This window comes from Pseudomonas sp. 05N432, assembly GCF_056396945.1.
In genome coordinates this window covers 213969-233550 of sequence record NZ_JBFTMM010000004.1, presented here as the reverse complement: position 1 = coordinate 233550, position 19582 = coordinate 213969, and the positions used below count along the sequence as shown (strand labels likewise).

At 60.3% G+C, this 19582-nt stretch carries 16 protein-coding genes; 6 read left to right on the top strand and 10 right to left on the bottom strand.

The features are described from left to right. Positions 1 to 71: 71 nt before the first annotated feature. From pstB to AC1DHT_RS06695, 5 genes are all read right to left on the bottom strand, one after another. Entirely contained in the window at positions 72 to 905 is an 834-nt protein-coding gene (gene pstB / locus AC1DHT_RS06715; protein WP_054594761.1) for a phosphate ABC transporter ATP-binding protein PstB, read from the bottom strand. 145 nt (positions 906 to 1050) lie between these two features. Beyond that, positions 1051 to 2721, bottom strand: a complete 1671-nt coding sequence (gene pstA, locus AC1DHT_RS06710; protein WP_427546703.1) for a phosphate ABC transporter permease PstA — start codon at positions 2719 to 2721, stop codon at positions 1051 to 1053. A 15-nt stretch (positions 2722 to 2736) separates the two neighbouring features. Beyond that, the gene (locus tag AC1DHT_RS06705; protein ID WP_429539558.1) at positions 2737 to 5019 is read right to left on the bottom strand and encodes an ABC transporter permease subunit; all 2283 of its coding nucleotides are present in this window, start codon (positions 5017 to 5019) and stop codon (positions 2737 to 2739) included. A gap of 222 nt (positions 5020 to 5241) precedes the next feature. After that, positions 5242 to 6246, bottom strand: a complete 1005-nt coding sequence (locus AC1DHT_RS06700; RefSeq protein WP_054594764.1) for a phosphate ABC transporter substrate-binding protein PstS — start codon at positions 6244 to 6246, stop codon at positions 5242 to 5244. A 232-nt stretch (positions 6247 to 6478) separates the two neighbouring features. Then, positions 6479 to 7777, bottom strand: coding sequence for an MFS transporter (locus tag AC1DHT_RS06695; RefSeq protein ID WP_427541218.1), 1299 nt, complete (start codon positions 7775 to 7777; stop codon positions 6479 to 6481). 366 nt (positions 7778 to 8143) lie between these two features. Between AC1DHT_RS06695 and AC1DHT_RS06690 the strand changes: the two genes are divergently transcribed. Together AC1DHT_RS06690 and AC1DHT_RS06685 are read left to right on the top strand one after the other, a co-directional pair. Then, positions 8144 to 8548 carry an acyl-CoA thioesterase gene (locus AC1DHT_RS06690; protein ID WP_019694314.1) on the top strand — a complete coding sequence of 135 codons (405 nt, stop codon included), beginning with the start codon at positions 8144 to 8146 and terminating at the stop codon, positions 8546 to 8548. 73 nt (positions 8549 to 8621) lie between these two features. Beyond that, on the top strand, positions 8622 to 9521 hold the full coding sequence (locus AC1DHT_RS06685) for a D-hexose-6-phosphate mutarotase (RefSeq protein WP_427541221.1): 900 nt from the start codon (positions 8622 to 8624) through the stop codon (positions 9519 to 9521). A gap of 132 nt (positions 9522 to 9653) precedes the next feature. Here AC1DHT_RS06685 and AC1DHT_RS06680 read toward each other — a convergent pair whose 3' ends face one another. The 5 genes from AC1DHT_RS06680 to AC1DHT_RS06660 form a co-directional block, all read right to left on the bottom strand. Beyond that, entirely contained in the window at positions 9654 to 10190 is a 537-nt protein-coding gene (locus AC1DHT_RS06680) for a DUF3299 domain-containing protein (RefSeq protein WP_216740919.1), read from the bottom strand. Between the two features lie 89 nt (positions 10191 to 10279). Beyond that, positions 10280 to 10528, bottom strand: a complete 249-nt coding sequence (locus AC1DHT_RS06675) for a GlsB/YeaQ/YmgE family stress response membrane protein (protein WP_103314795.1) — start codon at positions 10526 to 10528, stop codon at positions 10280 to 10282. Positions 10529 to 10634: 106 nt separating this feature from the next. Continuing rightward, entirely contained in the window at positions 10635 to 11717 is a 1083-nt protein-coding gene (locus tag AC1DHT_RS06670) for a 5-(carboxyamino)imidazole ribonucleotide synthase (protein ID WP_123584419.1), read from the bottom strand. A gap of 11 nt (positions 11718 to 11728) precedes the next feature. Further along, entirely contained in the window at positions 11729 to 12220 is a 492-nt protein-coding gene (gene purE / locus AC1DHT_RS06665; protein ID WP_019694319.1) for a 5-(carboxyamino)imidazole ribonucleotide mutase, read from the bottom strand. Between the two features lie 319 nt (positions 12221 to 12539). Next, entirely contained in the window at positions 12540 to 13466 is a 927-nt protein-coding gene (locus tag AC1DHT_RS06660) for a LysR substrate-binding domain-containing protein (protein WP_427541228.1), read from the bottom strand. 180 nt (positions 13467 to 13646) lie between these two features. Between AC1DHT_RS06660 and AC1DHT_RS06655 the strand changes: the two genes are divergently transcribed. The 4 genes from AC1DHT_RS06655 to AC1DHT_RS06640 all read left to right on the top strand — a co-directional run bounded on the left by AC1DHT_RS06655 (position 13647) and on the right by AC1DHT_RS06640 (position 19333). Further along, positions 13647 to 15071: an aspartate ammonia-lyase gene (locus AC1DHT_RS06655; protein ID WP_427541231.1), complete on the top strand. Its 1425-nt coding sequence runs from the start codon at positions 13647 to 13649 to the stop codon at positions 15069 to 15071. A gap of 484 nt (positions 15072 to 15555) precedes the next feature. Next, positions 15556 to 17007, top strand: a complete 1452-nt coding sequence (locus tag AC1DHT_RS06650) for an alanine/glycine:cation symporter family protein (RefSeq protein ID WP_347928416.1) — start codon at positions 15556 to 15558, stop codon at positions 17005 to 17007. Between the two features lie 164 nt (positions 17008 to 17171). Further along, the gene (locus tag AC1DHT_RS06645) at positions 17172 to 18176 is read left to right on the top strand and encodes an asparaginase (RefSeq protein ID WP_427541234.1); all 1005 of its coding nucleotides are present in this window, start codon (positions 17172 to 17174) and stop codon (positions 18174 to 18176) included. 164 nt (positions 18177 to 18340) lie between these two features. Then, complete coding sequence (locus tag AC1DHT_RS06640; RefSeq protein WP_427541237.1) at positions 18341 to 19333, top strand: AraC family transcriptional regulator; 993 nt, start codon at positions 18341 to 18343, stop codon at positions 19331 to 19333. The last annotated feature ends 249 nt before the right edge of the window (positions 19334 to 19582 follow it).

The window sequence follows — 19582 nt, the reverse complement described above, 5'->3', positions numbered from 1 at the left end:
GGCGTCCTTGGAGCGTCCGGTAAGGTGCGGTCTACCGCAGCGATGGTTAAGCGAACAACGCTAGCGGCATCCTAGCCGTAACGACCGGTGATGTAGTCTTCGGTCTGCTTCTTCGCCGGATTGGTGAACAGGGTATCGGTGTCGCCGAATTCCACCAGTTTGCCCATGTACATGAACGCCGTGTAGTCGGAAACCCGCGCGGCCTGTTGCATGTTGTGGGTCACGATGACAATGGTGAACTTGGATTTCAGTTCGTAGATCAGCTCTTCGACTTTCAGCGTCGAGATCGGGTCGAGTGCCGAACACGGTTCGTCGAGCAGCAGCACTTCCGGCTCGACCGCGATGGTACGAGCGATCACCAGACGTTGCTGTTGACCACCGGACAAGCCCAGGGCCGACTCGTGCAGACGGTCTTTCACTTCATCCCAGAGTGCCGCGCCTTTCAACGCCCATTCGACGGCTTCGTCGAGTACGCGCTTTTTGTTGATGCCCTGAATACGCAGGCCGTAGACCACGTTTTCATAGATGGTTTTCGGGAACGGGTTTGGCTTCTGGAACACCATGCCGACGCGACGACGCAGTTCGGCCACGTCTTCGCCCTTGCGGTAGATGTTGTTGCCGTACAGGTTGATCTCGCCTTCGACGCGGCAGCCATCGACCAGATCGTTCATCCGGTTGAAGGTGCGCAGCAGCGTTGACTTGCCGCAGCCGGACGGGCCGATGAACGCGGTCACGCGCTGCTTGGGAATGTTCATGCTGACGTCGAACAGCGCTTGTTTGTCGCCGTAGAACAGGCTCAGGCTCGGCACTTCGATGGCCACGGTTTCCTGTGCCAGGTTCAGGCTCTGTTTGTCGCGACCCAGGGCCGACATGTTGATGCCGTGGGTGTGTGTTTCGTGCTGCATGGGAAACTCCCTGTGCTAACAAATTCGGTTCGGTTGTGTGGGAGCGAGCCTGCTCGCGATTCGGGCAACGCGGTTCAAGTCTGAAACCGCAGAGATGCCATCGCGAGCAGGCTCGCTCCCACAGAAAAATCAGTGCTGCATGAAATCAGCTATCCAGCGCTTTGTATTTCTCGCGCAGGTGGTTACGAATCCACACTGCAGACAGGTTGAGCGTCGCGATCACCAGCACCAGCAACAGCGCCGTGGCGTACACCAGCGGCCGTGCGGCTTCGACGTTCGGGCTCTGGAAGCCGACGTCATAAATATGGAAGCCCAGGTGCATGATTTTCTGATCGAGGTGCAGGTACGGGTAGTTGCCGTCCACCGGCAGCGACGGCGCCAGTTTCACCACACCCACGAGCATCAGCGGCGCCACTTCACCCGCGGCGCGAGCCACGGCGAGGATCATCCCGGTCATCATCGCCGGGCTGGCCATTGGCAGCACGATCTTCCACAAGGTTTCAGCCTTGGTCGCGCCGAGGGCCAACGAGCCTTCACGCACGGTGCGAGGAATCCGCGCCAGGCCTTCTTCAGTGGCCACGATCACCACCGGCACCGCCAGCAGCGCCAGGGTCAGCGAGGCCCAGAGCAGGCCCGGCGTACCGAACGTCGGCGCCGGCAAGGCTTCAGGGAAGAACAAACGGTCCACCGAGCCGCCAAGTACGTAAACGAAGAAGCCCAGACCGAACACGCCGTAAACGATCGCCGGAACGCCCGCCAGGTTGTTCACCGCAATGCGGATCAACCGGGTCATCGGCCCCTGGCGTGCATATTCACGCAGGTAGACCGCTGCCAGTACGCCGAACGGGGTGACGATCATCGCCATGATCAGGGTCATCATCACGGTGCCGAAGATCGCCGGGAAGATCCCGCCTTCGGTGTTGGCTTCACGCGGGTCGTCGCTGAGGAACTCCCAGACCTTGTTGAAGTAGAAACCCAGCTTGGTCAGGTAGCTCATGGCGTTCGGCTGGTAGGCATGAACCACTTTGCCGATGCCGATTTCGACTTCTTTGCCGTTGGCATCGCGAGCGGTCAGGCTGTCGCGGTTGAACTGCGTGTGCAGGTCGCTCAGGCGTGCCTCGACGTCTTTATAACGAGCGTTCAGCTCAGCGCGCTCAGTGTCCATGTCGGCTTGCGCGGTCGGATCGAGCTTGCCTTCAAGCTCCAGCTTGCGGCCATGTAGACGAATGCGCTCAAGGCCTGCGTTGATCGCGCCGATGTCGGTTTTTTCGAGGCTTTTGAGTTGTGCCGCGAGCTTGTTGACGCGGTCCACCCGCGCTTGCAGCTCCGGCCAGGCCGCTTCGCCTTCAGCGATGACCTTGCCGTCCTGTTTGACGTTGAGCAGGTAGCCGTAGAAATTGCCCCACTCACGGCGCTCGATGGTCATCAGCTCGCGCGGCGTACTCTGGTCGGTCAGCCACTCGCCGACGATCCAGGTGAAGTCGTTGCCGTTGATATCACGGTTACCGACCTTGATCAGCTCGCGGGTCATGAATTCCGGGCCTTGATCCGGCACTGGCAAACCCGCGGTTTTCAGACGCTCACGCGGTACTTCTTCCTTCTGCACCACTTCGCCGATGACGACATGGTTGGCCTGGCCCGGCACGTTGTAACTGGCGTGCATCAGATCTGCCGGCCAGAAGTGGCCCAGACCGCGCACGGCAATCACCGCCAGCAAACCAATGGTCATGATGACCGCGATGGACACCGCGCCACCGCTGATCCAGACGCCGGGGGCGCCGCTCTTGAACCATCCTTTCAGGGAGTTCTGTTTCACAGACTTCTACCTTTCTTAAAGCGACGAGTATTTCTTGCGCAGACGCTGACGGATCAGCTCCGCGAGGGTGTTCATGATGAAGGTGAACAACAGCAGCACCAGCGCCGACAGGAACAACACGCGGTAGTGGCTGCCGCCGACTTCCGATTCGGGCATTTCCACCGCCACGTTGGCGGCCAAGGTGCGCAGACCTTCGAACAGGTTCATTTCCATGACCGGGGTGTTACCGGTGGCCATCAGCACGATCATGGTTTCCCCGACCGCACGGCCCATGCCGATCATCAGTGCCGAGAAAATGCCCGGGCTGGCGGTCAGGATCACCACGCGGGTCATGGTCTGCCATGGCGTGGCGCCGAGGGCCAGGGAGCCCAGCGTCAGGCCGCGCGGTACGCTGAACACGGCGTCTTCGGCGATCGAATAGATGTTCGGGATCACCGCAAAACCCATGGCCAGACCAACCACCAGTGCGTTGCGCTGGTCGTAGGTGATGCCCAGGTCGTGGGAGATCCACATGCGCATGTCGCCGCCGAAGAACCAGGCTTCCATGTACGGGCTCATGTACAGCGACAACCAGCCCACAAACAGAATCACCGGGATCAGGATCGCGCTTTCCCAGCCGTCCGGCACTTTCAGGCGAATCGACTCGGGCAGGCGACTGAAGATGAAGCCGGCTACCAGAATGCCGATCGGCAAGAGCATCAACAGGCTGAAAATGCCCGGCAGGTGCCCTTCCACGTAAGGTGCGAGGAACAGGCCGGCGAAGAAGCCGAGGATCACCGTCGGCATCGCTTCCATCAATTCGATGACTGGTTTCACTTTGCGACGCATGCCCGGCGCCATGAAGTACGCGGTGTAGATCGCCGCAGCGACCGCCAGCGGTGCGGCCAGCAGCATCGCGTAGAACGCGGCTTTCAGCGTACCGAAGGTCAGTGGCGAAAGGCTCATCTTGGGTTCGAAGTCGGTGTTGGCCGCGGTCGATTGCCAGACGTATTTAGGCTCGTCGTAGTTTTCGTACCAGACCTTGCTCCACAACGCGCTCCACGAGACTTCCGGGTGCGGGTTGTCGAGCAGCAGCGGTTGCAGCTTGCCGCCCTGCTCCACAATGATGCGGTTGGCACGCGGCGACAGACCGAAGAGGCCCGTGCCATCCACCACCTGGTTCACCAGCAAGGTGCGGTGTGCAGTGCTGTGGAACACCCCGAGCTTACCGGCCGTGTCGAGGGCGACGAAGCCTTTGCGACGTTCTTCGGCGGTGATTTCAACGATCGGCGTGGTGCCCATCTGGAAGGTGCGGATCTGTTTCAGTCGTTGCTCGCCATCGGTATCGCGAGCCATGAACCACTGGGCCAGACCACCCTTGGAGTCGCCGATGATCAGCGAGATGCCGCCCACCAGTTGAGTACTGGCGGTCACTTGCGCTTCGCCGTCATCCAGCAGTTTGTAGCGACCGTTGAGGCTCTTGTCGCTCAGGCTGAAGACGTCGGCCTGGGCACGACCGTTGACCACGTACAACCATTGCTGACGCGGGTCGACGAAGATGTTCTTCACCGGCTCGGTCATTTGCGGCAGTTCAATGCGCTTCTGCTCGTTGGTGACCTCACCGGTCATCATGTTTTCTTCGCTGCTCAGCGACAGCACATGCAATTGCGAACCGGTAGAGCCAGCGAGCAGCAGGGTCGAATCGGTCGCATTGAGGCTGACGTGTTCCAGGGCACCGCCCTGCTCGTTCAGTGCGATCGGCGTTTCGCCATACGGGAATTCGATGGCCGGCGAGATGGTTTTCTTGCCTTCCGGGTAACTGACTTTATAGGTGTGGCGGAACACCAGCGCCTGACCGTTGGACAAACCCACGACGACCAGCGGATGACCGGGCTGGTCTTTGCCAATGGCGGTTACGCTGGTGCCGGCCGGAATCGGCAGGTTAATGCGGCTTAGCTCGGCGCCACTGTCGACATCGAAAAACAGCGCCTGGCCCTTGTCGGAAACCCGCATGGCGACCTGGTTCTGTTCTTCGAGGGAGATCATCAGCGGTTTGCCGGCGTCTTGCATCCAGGCCGGGGTGATCGCGTCTTTAGCGGTCAGGTTGGCGCCCTGAAACAGTGGCGCAACGACGTAGCCAAGGAAGAAGAAGATCAGCGTGATCGCGCCGAGTACGGCAAGGCCGCCAACGAGGACATACCAGCGGGTCAGGCGATCTTTGAGCGCGCGAATGCGGCGCTTGCGTTGGAGCTCAGGCGTATTGAAGTCAATTCGCTTGGGGGGATTGGTAGTCATTGGGGAATTGGCCAGATCATTCATGCGCACACCCTAGCGATCCTGTATGACAGAAAGATGACAATGCAGTGACGCAACAAATCCGCCGCCCGTGTGAACTGGCAGCGGACTGGAAAATTAGAGGTGTGGGAGCGAGCCTGCTCGCGGTAGCGATGCAACGGTCAACAGAGGTGTTGAATGTCAGTCCGTCATCGCGAGCAGGCTCGCTCCCACACTGGAGTCCGGGATTACCCCGGACTCAGGGTTTTACTTTTTTGCGACTTCAGCGCCGCCTTCTTGCAGACCCAGGTCAGCCAGTGCCTTGGCGGCAACTTTGGCTGGCAGTGGGATGTAGCCGTCTTTCACAACAACTTCCTGGCCCTGTTTGGACAGAACCAGTTTCACGAACTCGGCTTCCAGCGGGGCCAGAGGCTTGTTCGGGGCTTTGTTGACGTAAACGTAGAGGAAACGCGACAGCGGGTATTTGCCGTTCAGGGCGTTTTCTTCGCTGTCTGCGATGTAGTCAGTGCTGCCTTTCTTGGCCAGAGCCACAGTCTTCACGCTAGCGGTTTTGTAGCCGATGCCCGAATAACCGATACCGTTCAGCGAAGAGCTGATCGATTGCACGACCGAAGCCGAGCCTGGTTGTTCGTTGACGTTTGGCTTGTAGTCGCCTTTGCACAGGGCTTCTTCTTTGAAGTAGCCATACGTGCCGGATACCGAGTTACGGCCGAACAGTTGAACCGGCTTGTTGGCCAGGTCGCCGGTCACGCCCAGGTCGCCCCAGGTTTTGACTTCTGCTTTAGCGCCGCACAGACGAGTCGAGGAGAAGATCGCGTCGACTTGTTCCATGGTCAGGTGCTGGATCGGGTTGTCCTTGTGCACGAACACGGCCAGGGCATCCACGGCAACCGGGATAGCGGTTGGCTTGTAGCCGTACTTCTGCTCGAAGGCCGCCAGTTCGGTGTCCTTCATCTTGCGGCTCATCGGGCCCAGGTTGGAGGTGCCTTCAGTCAACGCAGGTGGCGCGGTGGCGGAGCCAGCGGCCTGAATCTGGATGTTTACGTTCGGGTATTCTTTTTTGTAGTTCTCAGCCCACAGGGTCATGAGGTTAGCCAGGGTATCGGAACCGACGCTGGACAGGTTGCCCGAAACACCAGTGGCTTTGGTATAAGCCGGGATGGCTGGGTCTACACCAGCGGCTACCGCGTTGGCAGTTGCAACGCCAGCAGCGACAAACGTCATTGCCGCCATCAAACGCTTCAGTTTCATGCCTTACTCCTAGCAAATAGGGTGTGTTAAGTCGGGGCCAAGTATCGGCAGGCCGTATGAACACTCTATGACCTGAATATGACAATTAGATGAAAGGCCAGCATTCGACTTTTTACAGGATGATTCGCGTCGCCCCTATCGCGAGCAGGCTCGCTCCCACATTGGTTCTGTGATCCCCTGTGGGAGCGAGCCTGCTCGCGATGAGGCCAGTGCAGTCGATGAAGAAGTCGGCCTAGCGGCTGTTCTTCCAGAGATAGCCACCCACCAGGATGCCGATGCTGCAGATGATCGCCACATAGTAGGCAGGCCCCATCGGGCTTTCCTTGAGCAGCAGGGTGACGACCATCGGGGTCAGGCCGCCGAAGATCGCGTAGGCCAGGTTGTAGGAGAACGACAAACCGCTGAAGCGCACCACGGCCGGGAATGCCTTGACCATCACGAACGGCACCGCACCGATAGTGCCGACGAACAAGCCGGTCAGCGCGTACAGCGGGAACAGCCAGTCGGGGTGATTGAACAGGCTGTGGTAGAAAGTCCAGGACGTCGCCAGCAGCGCTGCGCTGCCAAACACGAACACCCGGCCAGCACCGAAGCGATCCGCCAGCGCGCCGGAGATCACACAGCCCAGGCTCAGGCACACGATAGCCACGCTATTGGCTTGCAGCGCAGTCGTGGCCGAGAAGTGATAAATGGTTTGCAGCACCGTCGGGGTCATCAGAATGACCACGATGATCCCGGCCGACAGCAGCCAGGTCAGCAGCATCGAGATGGCGATGGCGCCGCGATGGTCACGCAGTACGGCACGCAGCGGCACCTCTTCGGCCAGCGCCTTGCGCAGTTGAAGCTCGGCGAACACCGGGGTTTCGTGCAGCCAGCGGCGCAGGTAGACCGAGAACAGGCCAAACACACCGCCGAGCAGGAACGGGATCCGCCAGGCGTAATCAGCCACTTGTTCAGAGGTGTAGAGGCTGTTGATGGCAGTGGCAACCAGCGAGCCGAGCAGGATGCCGGCAGTCAGGCCGCACGTCAGCGTGCCGCAGGCGTAGCCGATATGCCGCTGTGGCACGTGTTCGGAAACGAAGACCCAGGCCCCCGGCACTTCACCGCCAATCGCCGCGCCCTGGATCACCCGCATCAGCAGCAACAGGATCGGCGCCCACAGGCCGATCTGCGCGTACGTCGGCAGCAAGCCCATGATCAGCGTCGGTACGGCCATCATGAAAATGCTCAGGGTGAACATTTTCTTGCGCCCCAGCAGGTCGCCGAAGTGCGCCATGACGATGCCGCCCAGTGGCCGCGCCAGGTAACCGGCGGCAAAGATGCCGAAGGTCTGCATCAGCCGCAGCCACTCGGGCATATCCGCCGGGAAGAACAACTTGCCGACGACCGTGGCGAAGAACACGAAGATGATGAAGTCGTAAAACTCCAGCGCGCCGCCCAAGGCGGAAAGCGACAGTGTCTTGTAGTCGTTACCGGTCAAGGGGCGCGCAGGTTGCGCGGGTGTCGCGATGCTCGATGGCGCTGTGGTCATGGCAAGGGCTTCTCTTGTAGTCAGATCCGCAACCCCAACAACGCTGGCAGGGGCTTGGGCAGGTTCGGCACGATAGCAAATTGTTCGAAAAAGCACAGGAAAGCGCGTATTTGGCAGTCAAAATGAGAACCCGATGGTCGTCTCGAAGTCTACCGACCGATATACTCACAACCGTGCAACACTTTGTAAGGGGTTGCTGTGCGAAAACGTCGTTGGCCTTTGTCAGCCGGTTTCGCAGAGTTTCCCTTTAGCGCGCCTTATGGAAAACGTGACGAACGTAGTATGTTCGGGGCTGAATCGTTTTTCCCAAGACGGCTATTCACCCGCTACATATTCCAAGAGTCACGGCTCAGAGGCACCCCCGGCATGATAGAGCTCGAACAAGAAGATCCTATTCCGCAAGGCGATCTGGCCCTGCAAATCACCGCGCTTCCCCGCGAAACCAACGGCTTTGGCGATATTTTCGGCGGCTGGCTGGTGTCTCAGATGGATTTGGCCGGTACGGCGATGGCCAGCAAGGTCGCGGGCGGACGCGTCGCTACCGTGGCGATCGATCGCATGGCCTTCCTGGTGCCGGTCGCCGTGGGCGCGCAGCTGTCCTTCTATACTCAGGCAACGGAAATCGGCCGCAGCTCGATCAAGATGATGGTCGAGGTCTGGAGCGACGATCCACTGTCCAGTGAATGGCGTAAAGTCACTGAGGCGGTGTTTGTGTTCGTCGCCATCGATGGCAGCGGCCGCACCCGCTCGGTTCCGCCCAGAGCTCGTTAAACCGGGCGAGCGTTAAACCCGGCGGCCGTTTTACGGTCCATTGACGTCATTGATCCTGAACGAGATGTGCAACATGCCGACTCCCAACGTTGAAGCCGTGAAACTGGATGAACTGAACTGCTGGCGCATCCGCCACGGTCAGGCCGAATTGCTGGTGGCCCAGCAAGGCGCGCACATCCTCAGTTATCAACTGGCCGGGCAACCGCCGTTGATCTGGCTCAACGATGAGGCGGTGTTCAAAACCGGCAAAAGCATCCGCGCCGGTGTTCCGGTGTGCTGGCCATGGTTTGGCAACCTGGACCGCAATCCGCCGAGCGTTCAGGCAATGCGCGTCAGCAACGAACCGCCGACCGCCCACGGTTTAGTACGGGCGATGGACTGGGAGCTGGGTGCGATTGAAGCCGAAGGCGAAAGCCTGAAGGTCGAGTTCGCCCTGCCCTACCTCGAAGGCGGCTTGCCGGGTTGGCCGTATGCGGTGGATCTGAAACTGAGCATTCGCCTGGATGAGCAACTGCATATCAACCTGACCAGCCAAAACCAGGGCAGTACGCCCGTCACCATCAGCCAGGCGCTGCACAGCTACTACGCCGTCAGCGATGTACGCAATGTGCACGTCGAAGGCCTGGACGGGCTGAGCTACATCGAAACCCTGGATAACTGGAAAACCGTCACTCAAACCGGCGACCTGCGTTTTGCCGGGGAGACCGACCGGATCTACCTGAATACACCAGCGCAATTGAGCATCGTCGATCCTGCCTGGGAGCGGCGCATCGAGCTGACCAGCAGCGGCTCGCGCTCGGCGGTGATCTGGAACCCGTGGATCGCACGGGCGGCGCAATTCAGTGACATGGCCGACGACGGCTGGCAGCGCATGCTGTGCATCGAAACGGCGAATGTGATGGATGACGTGGTGACCCTGGCACCAGGGGCGAGTCATACGCTGGGTGTGAGCATCGCCAGCAAAACCCTCTGACACCACAAAACCAATGTGGGAGCGGGCTTGCTCGCGATGAGGCCATAACATTCAACATCTATGTTGACTGTTACACCGCCATCGCGAGCAGGCTCGCTCCCACATTGGATTGCACAAGACTTAAGGGTGCGTTTACAGATCCGACTCTTTGACCACCCGTACTTTCGCCGCATCCAGTGCATAGGCTGCATCGGCCAGGTCATTGTTGACCTTCTCGATCTTCAGCGTGCCGGTGACCCACAGCGGTGTGTAGATATCGTCCAGCTTCAAACCCTTCGGATAGCGTACCAGCACCAATTGGTTAGGCGGCGGTGGCGGCACGTGGATGCAGGCGCCCGGGTACGGCACCAGGAAGAACAGCGTGCTGCGACCCTTGGCATCGGTTTCCAACGGCACGGGATACCCGCCGATGCGGATGTTCTTGTCGTTCATCGACGCCACGGTTTTGGTCGAATACATCACCGCCGGCAACCCCTTGCTCTGCTTCAAGCCACCCTTGTCGGTAAAGGTGCCATTGGCTTCGGGCGAGTTGTGGTCGATTTCAGGCATGGCCTCAAGGGCTTTCTGATCCGACTTGGGCATCAGTTCGAGCCAGTCGGTTTCCGGCAGTTCACCGGCATGAGCCAGGCCAGTGCCCAGCAATAGGAGAGTCAGCAGAAGACGGCGCATGAAATGTGCTCGGCAAAAGGGGAGTCAGTAAATCGTCGAGCATTCTAGCCCTCTCTGCCCGTGCGGCAGAGAGGGCTTTGTCGCTTGAATCAGGTGTTCTTCTTGATCAAACCGTAGATCACCAGCAAAACAATCGCGCCCACCAGTGCACCGATGAAACCCGCGCCTTGGCCAGCCTGATAGATACCCAGCGCCTGGCCGCCGTACGTGGCCGCCAGCGAACCGCCGATGCCGAGCAGGATGGTCATGATCCAGCCCATGCTGTCGTCACCTGGCTTCAGGAAACGAGCCAGCAGGCCAACGATCAATCCGATGAAGATGGTTCCAATTATGTGCATGGCGTTTCCCTCTGAATGATGTAGGTATGCCGAAGCCTAGTCAGGCTTTGGCATCCTGCCATCAGAGAACGACGGCGACCGAAGGTTCCGTCGTTGCCAGATGAAACTATTCGGCGATCAGCGCTTCGACCTTGAGGATCTGCTGCTCCAGCGTGGCTTTGTCGGCGCAACGCAGGTTGGCGTGACCGACCTTGCGACCGACCTTGAATGCCTTGCCGTAGTGGTGCAGATGGCAATCGGCGATAGCGATGACCTTCTCCACCGGCGGTACCACACCGATGAAGTTGAGCATCGCGCTCTCGCCGACCTTGGCGGTCGAACCCAGCGGCAGGCCGGCAACGGCGCGCAGGTGGTTTTCGAACTGGCTGCACTCGGCGCCTTCAGTAGTCCAGTGGCCAGAGTTGTGTACGCGCGGGGCGATTTCGTTGGCCTTGAGGCCACCGTCGACTTCAAAGAACTCGAATGCCATCACGCCGACGTAATCCAGCTGCTTGAGCACGCGGCTGGAGTAATCCTCGGCCAGGGCTTGCAACGGGTGGTCGGTGCTGGCCACGGACAACTTGAGAATGCCGCTGTCGTGGGTGTTGTGGACCAGCGGGTAGAACTTCGTTTCACCATCGCGAGCGCGCACGGCGATCAACGAAACTTCACCGGTGAACGGCACGAAGCCTTCCAGCAAGCAGGCCACGCTGCCCAGCTCGGCGAAGGTACCGACCACATCGGCCGGCGTACGCAGGACTTTCTGGCCCTTGCCGTCGTAACCCAGGGTGCGGGTTTTCAGCACGGCAGGCAGGCCGATGGTGGCTACCGCAGCCTCCAGGTCGGCTTGCGAGTGGATATCGGCGAAGGCCGGCGTCGGAATGCCCAGGTCCTTGAACAGGCTCTTTTCGAACCAGCGATCACGGGCAATTCGCAGCGCTTCGGCACTCGGGTAAACCGGGACGAATTGCGACAGGAAGGCCACGGTTTCGGCAGGGACGCTTTCGAACTCGAAGGTCACCAGGTCGACTTCATCGGCCAACTGACGCAGGTGATCCTGATCACCGTAATCGGCCCGCAGATGTTCACCCAGCGCCGCTGCACAGGCATCCGGCGCGGGGTCCAGAAAAGCGAAGTTCATTCCCAGCGGCGTACCTGCCAGGGCTAACATGCGACCCAACTGGCCGCCACCGATTACACCGATCTTCATCGTCAACAACCTCAGGCGATGCGTGGGTCTGGATTGTCCAGGACGCTGTCTGTCTGCTCAGCACGGAAGGTTTTCAGCACCGCGTGGAATTGCGGGTGCTTGGCGCCTAGGATACTTGCCGAAAGCAGGGCTGCGTTGATCGCGCCGGCCTTGCCGATGGCCAGGGTAGCGACCGGGATGCCCGCAGGCATCTGCACGATCGACAGCAGCGAATCGACGCCCGAAAGCATCGACGACTGCACCGGTACGCCCAGCACCGGCAGGTGGGTCTTGGCCGCACACATGCCGGGCAAGTGGGCCGCGCCGCCGGCACCGGCGATAATCACCTCGATGCCACGGGCCTCGGCCTCTTCGGCGTACTGGAACAGCAGGTCCGGGGTGCGGTGGGCAGAGACCACTTTCACCTCGTAAGGGATGCCGAGCTTTTCCAGCATATCGGCGGTGTGGCTAAGGGTGGACCAATCGGACTTGGAGCCCATGATCACGCCAACCAGTGCGCTCATCGTCGTGCCTCTTCTCTCTGGGCGCCCGCAGGCGCGTCAAAAAACAACAAGCCACGCAAATGCGTGGCTTGTTGTACGAATTATGGCCAGACGAACCGGCCGAAGGCCGCGCAGTATACCTCAATGAAGCAGATAAACAGCCCCCCGCGCGACCATCTGTCATACGGCGCAAAGCACCGGTTTTATTGACTTGAAGGTCAATCCAATACAACACGAATCCCTTGTGGGAGCGAGCCTGCTCGCGATAGCGTCAGGACATTCAATATTGATGTTGAATGTTAGTCCGTCATCGCGAGCAGGCTCGCTCCCACAGGGTTCTTCATTGTGCTCCAGAGCCAGGCGTACCCTGCGCTGCGCTGCCTTCCAGCTTGCGCCACAATAACCGTACGTTGGCCTTGCGCACCAGCGCACAGCGGTACAAACGAATTTCCAGTGGCACGTGCCATTGCGGGCCACCGCAGACCACCAGCTCGCCGCGCGCCAGTTCGGCACGCACGCTGAGCTGCGGCACCCAGGCGATGCCCAGCCCTTCCAGCGCCATGCTTTTCAGGCTGTCGGCCATGGCGGTTTCATAAATGGTGGTGAAACGCAGCGCGCGCTGGCGCAGCAGCATGTTCACCGAACGCCCGAGAAAAGCCCCGGCGCTGTAGGCCAGCAGTGGCACGCTGGACTCGCCTTCAAGGTCAAACAGCGGTTTGCCATCCGCATCGGCCGCACAAACCGGGAGCATTTCGGTGTCGCCCAAGTGCAGTGACGGAAAAATCTCCGGGTCCATTTGCATGGCCGCATCCGGGTCGTAAAACGCCAGCATCAGGTCGCAGCCGCCTTCGCGCAACGCGTGCACGGCGTCGCCAACGTTGGTTGCCACCAGCCGCGTGGCAATGTTCAGGCCTTCATTGCGCAACTGCGCGATCCAGCGCGGAAAGAAACCCAGGGCCAGGGAGTGAGCAGCAGCGACTTGCATCACTTCGCCCTGCCCGCCTTCGAGGTGATGCAAATGCCGCAGCACTTCGCCGAGCTGTTCGACCACCGTACGCGCCGTGACCAGAAACAACTGGCCCGCCGCCGTCAGCTCGATGGGTGTGCGCGAGCGATTGACCAGGGTCAGCCCCAGCGCGGCTTCCAGGCTGCGGATCCGCCGGCTGAATGCCGGCTGAGTCACAAAGCGCCGTTCGGCGGCCTGCGAAAAGCTGCGGGTGGCGGCCAAGGCACTAAAGTCCTCAAGCCATTTGCTTTCCAGATTCATCACGTCCTCCCGGACACGCACCAATTTAGGTCACACGCTCGCCGTACACACGGCGTCACACGGGCATTATGCCGAATGTGCATAGGGCAGTGCTTAACAGCATTGGCCCAAAATTTTCCACAAGCCTAGCATTCGCAGCGTTCCGGCACAGACCGGGTCCATATCGAGATGATTTCTATCATGTCTTCCGCTGCATCTTTCCGCACAGAAAAAGACCTGCTTGGCGTACTCGAAGTACCAGCTCAAGCGTATTACGGTATCCAGACCCTGCGAGCGGTGAACAACTTCCGTCTCTCCGGCGTTCCGATTTCGCATTACCCGAAGCTGGTTGTGGGTCTGGCAATGGTCAAGCAGGCTGCTGCTGACGCCAACCGCGAGCTGGGTCACCTGAGCGAAGTCAAGCACGCGGCCATCAGCGAAGCGTGTGCCCGTCTGATCCGCGGCGATTTCCACGAAGAATTCGTGGTGGACATGATTCAAGGCGGCGCGGGCACTTCAACCAACATGAATGCCAACGAAGTCATCGCCAACATCGCGCTGGAGGCCATGGGCCACAGCAAGGGCGAATACCAATACCTGCACCCGAACAACGACGTGAACATGGCGCAGTCGACCAACGACGCCTACCCGACGGCCATCCGTCTGGGCCTGCTGTTGGGTCACGACGCCCTGCTCGCCAGCCTCGACAGCCTGATCCAGTCGTTCGCTGCCAAAGGTGAAGAATTCAGCCACGTCCTGAAGATGGGTCGTACCCAGCTGCAAGACGCCGTGCCGATGACCCTTGGCCAGGAATTCCGCGCCTTCGCCACCACCCTGAGCGAAGACCTGGCACGCCTGAAGACACTGGCACCGGAACTGCTGACCGAAGTGAACCTGGGCGGCACCGCGATTGGTACCGGCATCAACGCCGACCCGCGCTACCAGCACCTGGCTGTTCAGCGCCTGGCACTGATCAGCGGTCAACCGCTGGTACCGGCCGCCGACCTGATCGAAGCGACTTCCGACATGGGCGCCTTCGTGCTGTTCTCCGGCATGCTCAAGCGTACCGCGGTCAAGCTGTCGAAGATCTGCAACGACTTGCGCCTGCTGTCCAGCGGCCCACGCACCGGCATCAACGAAATCAACCTGCCAGCGCGTCAGCCAGGCAGCTCGATCATGCCAGGCAAGGTCAACCCGGTTATTCCGGAAGCCGTTAACCAGGTGGCCTTCCAGATCATCGGTAACGACCTGGCACTGACCATCGCGGCCGAAGGCGGCCAGCTGCAACTGAACGTGATGGAGCCGTTGATCGCCTTCAAGATCTTCGACTCGATCCGCCTGCTGCAACGCGCCATGGACATGCTGCGCGAGCACTGCATCGTCGGCATCACCGCCAACGAAGCCCGCTGCCGTGAACTGGTTGAACACTCGATCGGTCTGGTCACCGCGCTGAACCCGTACATCGGCTATGAAAACGCCACCCGCATCGCCCGTGTTGCTCTTGAAAGCGGCCGCGGCGTGCTGGAACTGGTGCGCGAAGAAGGCCTGCTCGACGACGCGATGCTCGCCGACATCCTGCGCCCGGAAAACATGATTGCTCCGCGTCTGGTACCACTGAAAGCCTAACGCTGTAGTGACTGCTCACCAGGTCGAGGGACTAGACACCTCTCACCTTTTGAGGGCCTGGAGTTCATTCTCCAGGCCCTTTTTTTTAACTCTTTTGCAGGAAAAAGACTTCTGTGGAAGCGAGCCTGATCGCGATGAGCGATAACGCGGAGCCTCTGATAAACCGCGGTGTCTGCATCGCGAGCAAGCTCGCTCCTACATGAGCCTGACTCGAAAAAGTCAGGTGTTTCAAAGCTTCGTTTCGTCGCTTGCACCACAACCGTGCAGACGGACGCCGCACTGATCGGTATAGTGCCGCCCCTCTTCGCGTGAGCGGTCGTCGGTAACGAGGCCATAACCCATGCGGAACCCGAACTAATAACAAACCCGCGATTTGCATCCGGGACGAACATCGCCCCATCCGTTGTGCCGTGCACAGACCGGTGTAACGCGATGTTTCGAACCGCCAACAATCGCCTACACAAAAAACAGCGAGGAATACTCCATGCTCGAAGTCATCAACGACTTCCTCTCAGGGAAAGTACTGATCGTGCTCATTGTCGGGCTCGGTAGCTACTTCACGATCCGCTCGCGTTTCGTCCAATTGCGTCACTTCCTACACATGTTCTCGGTCTTCAAAGAGAGCCTGCGCAGCAGCAGCGAGCAACTCAGCTCGTTCCAGGCCCTGATGCTCAGCCTCGCCGGCCGCGTCGGCGCAGGCAATATCGCGGGTGTCGGCATCGCCGTGACCCTCGGTGGCCCAGGCGCAGTGTTCTGGATGTGGGTGACCGCACTGGTCGGCATGTCCAGCAGCTTCTTCGAATGCTCCCTCGGCCAGCTCTATAAGCGCTGCGACTCCGAAGGTCAGTACCGCGGCGGCCCGTCCTACTACATCCAGCACGGCCTGCAGAAGCGCTGGTTGGGCATGATCATGGCATTCCTGTTGCTGGTGACCTTCGGGTTCGCCTTCAACGGCCTGCAATCCCATGCCGTGACCCACTCGCTCAATAACGCCTTCGGCCTGAACACCACCTACACCGGCCTGGGCCTGGCGGTGCTGTTGGGCCTGGTGTTTATCGGCGGGATCAAGCGGATCGCCAAAGTGGCCGACCTGCTGGTACCGGTGAAGACCCTGGTCTACATCGGCGTGACCATCTACGTGATCGTGCTGCAATTCGACCATGTGCCGGGCATGCTGATGACCATCGTCAAGAGCGCATTCGGTCTGGACCAGGCCTTCGGTGGCCTGATCGGCAGCGCCATCGTCATGGGCGTGAAGCGCGGCGTGTTCGCCAACGAAGCCGGCCTGGGCAGTGCGCCTAACGTCGCAGCCGTGGCTTCGGTCGAGCACCCGGTCGCACAAGGCGTGGTTCAGGCGTTCAGCGTGTTCCTCGACACCTTCGTGATCTGCACCTGCACTGCATTGCTGATCTTGCTGTCGGGCTTCTACACACCAGGCTTCGAAGGCGACGGCATTGCCCTGACCCAGAACTCCCTGGCCGCCGTAGTCGGTGATTGGGGCCGGATGTTCATCAGCGTCGCGCTGGCGTTGTTCGTGTTCACCTCGATCCTCTACAACTACTACCTGGGCGAGAGCAACCTGCGCTTCCTGGTCGGTGAAAACCGCAAGGTGCTGATCGGCTACCGCGCATTGGTACTGGCGTTGATCTTCTGGGGTGCGATCGAAAACCTGAGCACCGTGTTCGCCTTCGCCGACATCACCATGACCATGCTCGCGTTTGTGAACCTGATCGCCTTGTTCCTGCTGTTCAACGTTGGCATGCGCATCCTGAATGACTACGACGCTCAACGCCGCGCCGGGATCAAGACCCCAGTGTTCGATTCGAGCAAATTCCCGGACCTGGACCTGGACCTCAAAGCCTGGCCAGCCAACCCGCCAGCCGCCGCTCCGAAAGCCGAAGCCGAGCCGCAAGGCGTGACCGCAGCGCAACGCTGATCGGTAAACGACGGGCGCATACCCTGCGCCCGTCAGCTAAAGTGAACTACCTGTGGGAGCGAGCCAGCACGCGTTATCGGCCTGACAGTCGACATAGTGGTGTCTGACATCCCGCTATCGCGAGCAGGCTCGCTCCCACAGTCATCTCTTGCGGAGACCACCTGATGATTTCCAATTCCTACCCTGCTGCGCAGCACGTCATGGTGCTCTACACCGGTGGCACCATTGGCATGCAAGCCAGCGCCAACGGTCTGGCCCCGGCGTCCGGCTTCGAAGCCCGGATGCGTGACTACCTGCATAGCCAGCCTGATCTGGTGGTGCCGAACTGGCGCTTCCGAGAAATGACCCCGCTGATCGACAGCGCCAACATGACCCCGGCCTACTGGCAGCGCCTGCGCGACGCGGTCATCGAAGCGGTCGACGTCGACGGCTGCGACAGCGTGCTGATCCTGCACGGCACCGACACCCTGGCCTACAGCGCCGCCGCCATGAGTTTCCAATTGCTCGGCCTGCCCGCACGGGTGCTGTTCACCGGCTCCATGCTGCCGGCCGGTGTGCCTGACAGCGATGCCTGGGAAAACCTCGGCGGTGCGCTTGTCGCCCTCGGCCAAGGCCTGGCACCGGGCGTGCAGTTGTACTTCCACGGCGAGCTGCTGGACCCGACCCGTTGCGCGAAGATTCGCAGCTTCGGCCGGCACCCGTTTGCTCGTTTGAAACGCCAGGGCGGAGGCGTCAAGGCACCTGTTCTGCCAGCAGCGCTTGAGTACCGTCAGAGCAAGCAACTGGCCAAGGTCGGTGTGCTGCCACTGTTTCCCGGAATCGGCGCGCAGCAGCTCGATGGTGTGCTGAATAGCGGCATCCAGGGTCTGGTGCTGGAATGCTTCGGCAGCGGCACCGGCCCGAGCGATAACCCTGAGTTCCTCGCCAGTCTCGCGCGTGCGCGGGATCAGGGGATCGTGGTGGTCGCGATCACCCAGTGCCATGAAGGCGGGGTTGAGCTGGATGTCTACGAGGCCGGCAGTCGTTTGCGCGGCGTGGGCGTGTTGTCCGGCGGCGGCATGACCCGTGAAGCGGCGCTTGGCAAATTGCACGCGCTGTTGGGTGCAGATCTGGATACCGCTGAGGTTCGGCGGCTGGTAGAACTCGACCTTTGCGGCGAACTGATCTGACACCACACAAAACCTGTGGGAGCGAGCCTGCTCGCGATAGCGGTCAACCATTCAACACTGATGTTGACTGATACACCGTCATCGCGAGCAGGCTCGCTCCCACAAGGTTCGTGGCTCGGCATATAACTTGCTCTTTTCCAGCTACCCAAAGGCCGGAATCGCCCATGCTCCACTCCCACCTCACGACCCTTAATGCCGTTTCCCTGGTGCTCAACGCCTTCAAGGCCGATGGGCTTTCAAGTGAGGCGCTGCTGGCCGGCAGCGGCATCAGCGCCGCGGATCTGAGCCGCGCCGACACGCGAATCACCACCAACCAGGAAATGCAGGTTTGCGCCAACGCGGTCGCGCTCAAGCGTGACATCGGCCTGGAACTGGGCCGGCGGATGCATGTTTCGTCCTACGGCATACTCGGTTATGCCCTGCTCACCAGTGCCACCTTCGGTGACGCTTTGCGTCTGGCGCTGCGTTATCCGGCGCTGCTGGGAACACTTTTCGAGCTAAGCCTTGAGGACGATGGCGAGCGAATCTGGTTCGCCGCCGCCGACTACCGGGAAAATCCGGCACTGGCGGTGTTCAACGCCGAGTTCTGCCTGGTCTCGCTGAAAGTCATCTGTGACGACCTGCTCGGTCATCCCCTGCCGCTGTTGGGTGCTCGCTTCGAACATTCGGCACCGGATTATCAGGCCAGCTACGCAACGCACTTTGATTGCCCCCTGCGCTTCGACTGCACCGATAACGCCTTCGCCTTTGACAAACACTGGCTTGACCAGCCCTTGCCGCTGGCCGACAGCATCACCCATCAGGCCATGGCCGAACGCTGTCGCAAGCAGAACACCGAATTCACTGGACGCCAGGCGTGGCTGGGGCGGATCCGCCAACTGCTCACCGCCCAACTCGACGCCGCGCCGGGCCTTGAAGGCCTGGCCGAACAGATGAACTGCTCGGCGCGGACTCTGCGCCGACACCTGAAGGATCTGGGGTGCAGCTATCAGGAATTGCTCGACGAACTGCGCTTCGAGCGTGCCAAGCAGATGCTGTACGAAGATCAGCTGCCGATCTATCGCATCGCCGAGGCGCTGGGCTTCAGCGAGACTGCAAGTTTCCGCCACGCGTTTGTACGCTGGAGCGGCGTGGCGCCGAGCCAGTTCAGGCCTTGAGTGCTGTGGTTTTCTGGCCACCGTCATCGCGAGCAGGCTCGCTCCCACATTGGATCTGTGATCAACGCAAATCCTCTGTGGGAGCGAGCCTGCTCGCGATAGCGCCCTCAAGAACACTCGGAATCCCGCAGACAGCTCAGCATTCCATGCCCTTGGCTGGCGCACACTCGCGCCAATAAGGGGCGAATTCCGGTCACAGGTTTTGGCCATATTTATCCCCTTTTGGCCTTTCCTGCCGTTCTCTGAAAC

Excerpts from the sequence above, each read along its gene's own strand:
- pstB (WP_054594761.1), bottom strand. The coding sequence starts at position 905 with ATGCAGCACGAAACACACACCCACGGCATCAACATGTCGGCCCTGGGT.
- AC1DHT_RS06705 (WP_429539558.1), bottom strand. The coding sequence starts at position 5,019 with ATGAATGATCTGGCCAATTCCCCAATGACTACCAATCCCCCCAAGCGA.
- AC1DHT_RS06700 (WP_054594764.1), bottom strand. The coding sequence starts at position 6,246 with ATGAAACTGAAGCGTTTGATGGCGGCAATGACGTTTGTCGCTGCTGGC.
- AC1DHT_RS06695 (WP_427541218.1), bottom strand. The coding sequence starts at position 7,777 with ATGACCACAGCGCCATCGAGCATCGCGACACCCGCGCAACCTGCGCGC.
- AC1DHT_RS06690 (WP_019694314.1), top strand. The coding sequence starts at position 8,144 with ATGATAGAGCTCGAACAAGAAGATCCTATTCCGCAAGGCGATCTGGCC.
- AC1DHT_RS06685 (WP_427541221.1), top strand. The coding sequence starts at position 8,622 with ATGCCGACTCCCAACGTTGAAGCCGTGAAACTGGATGAACTGAACTGC.
- AC1DHT_RS06680 (WP_216740919.1), bottom strand. The coding sequence starts at position 10,190 with ATGCGCCGTCTTCTGCTGACTCTCCTATTGCTGGGCACTGGCCTGGCT.
- AC1DHT_RS06675 (WP_103314795.1), bottom strand. The coding sequence starts at position 10,528 with ATGCACATAATTGGAACCATCTTCATCGGATTGATCGTTGGCCTGCTG.
- AC1DHT_RS06670 (WP_123584419.1), bottom strand. The coding sequence starts at position 11,717 with ATGAAGATCGGTGTAATCGGTGGCGGCCAGTTGGGTCGCATGTTAGCC.
- purE (WP_019694319.1), bottom strand. The coding sequence starts at position 12,220 with ATGAGCGCACTGGTTGGCGTGATCATGGGCTCCAAGTCCGATTGGTCC.
- AC1DHT_RS06660 (WP_427541228.1), bottom strand. The coding sequence starts at position 13,466 with ATGAATCTGGAAAGCAAATGGCTTGAGGACTTTAGTGCCTTGGCCGCC.
- AC1DHT_RS06655 (WP_427541231.1), top strand. The coding sequence starts at position 13,647 with ATGTCTTCCGCTGCATCTTTCCGCACAGAAAAAGACCTGCTTGGCGTA.
- AC1DHT_RS06650 (WP_347928416.1), top strand. The coding sequence starts at position 15,556 with ATGCTCGAAGTCATCAACGACTTCCTCTCAGGGAAAGTACTGATCGTG.
- AC1DHT_RS06645 (WP_427541234.1), top strand. The coding sequence starts at position 17,172 with ATGATTTCCAATTCCTACCCTGCTGCGCAGCACGTCATGGTGCTCTAC.
- AC1DHT_RS06640 (WP_427541237.1), top strand. The coding sequence starts at position 18,341 with ATGCTCCACTCCCACCTCACGACCCTTAATGCCGTTTCCCTGGTGCTC.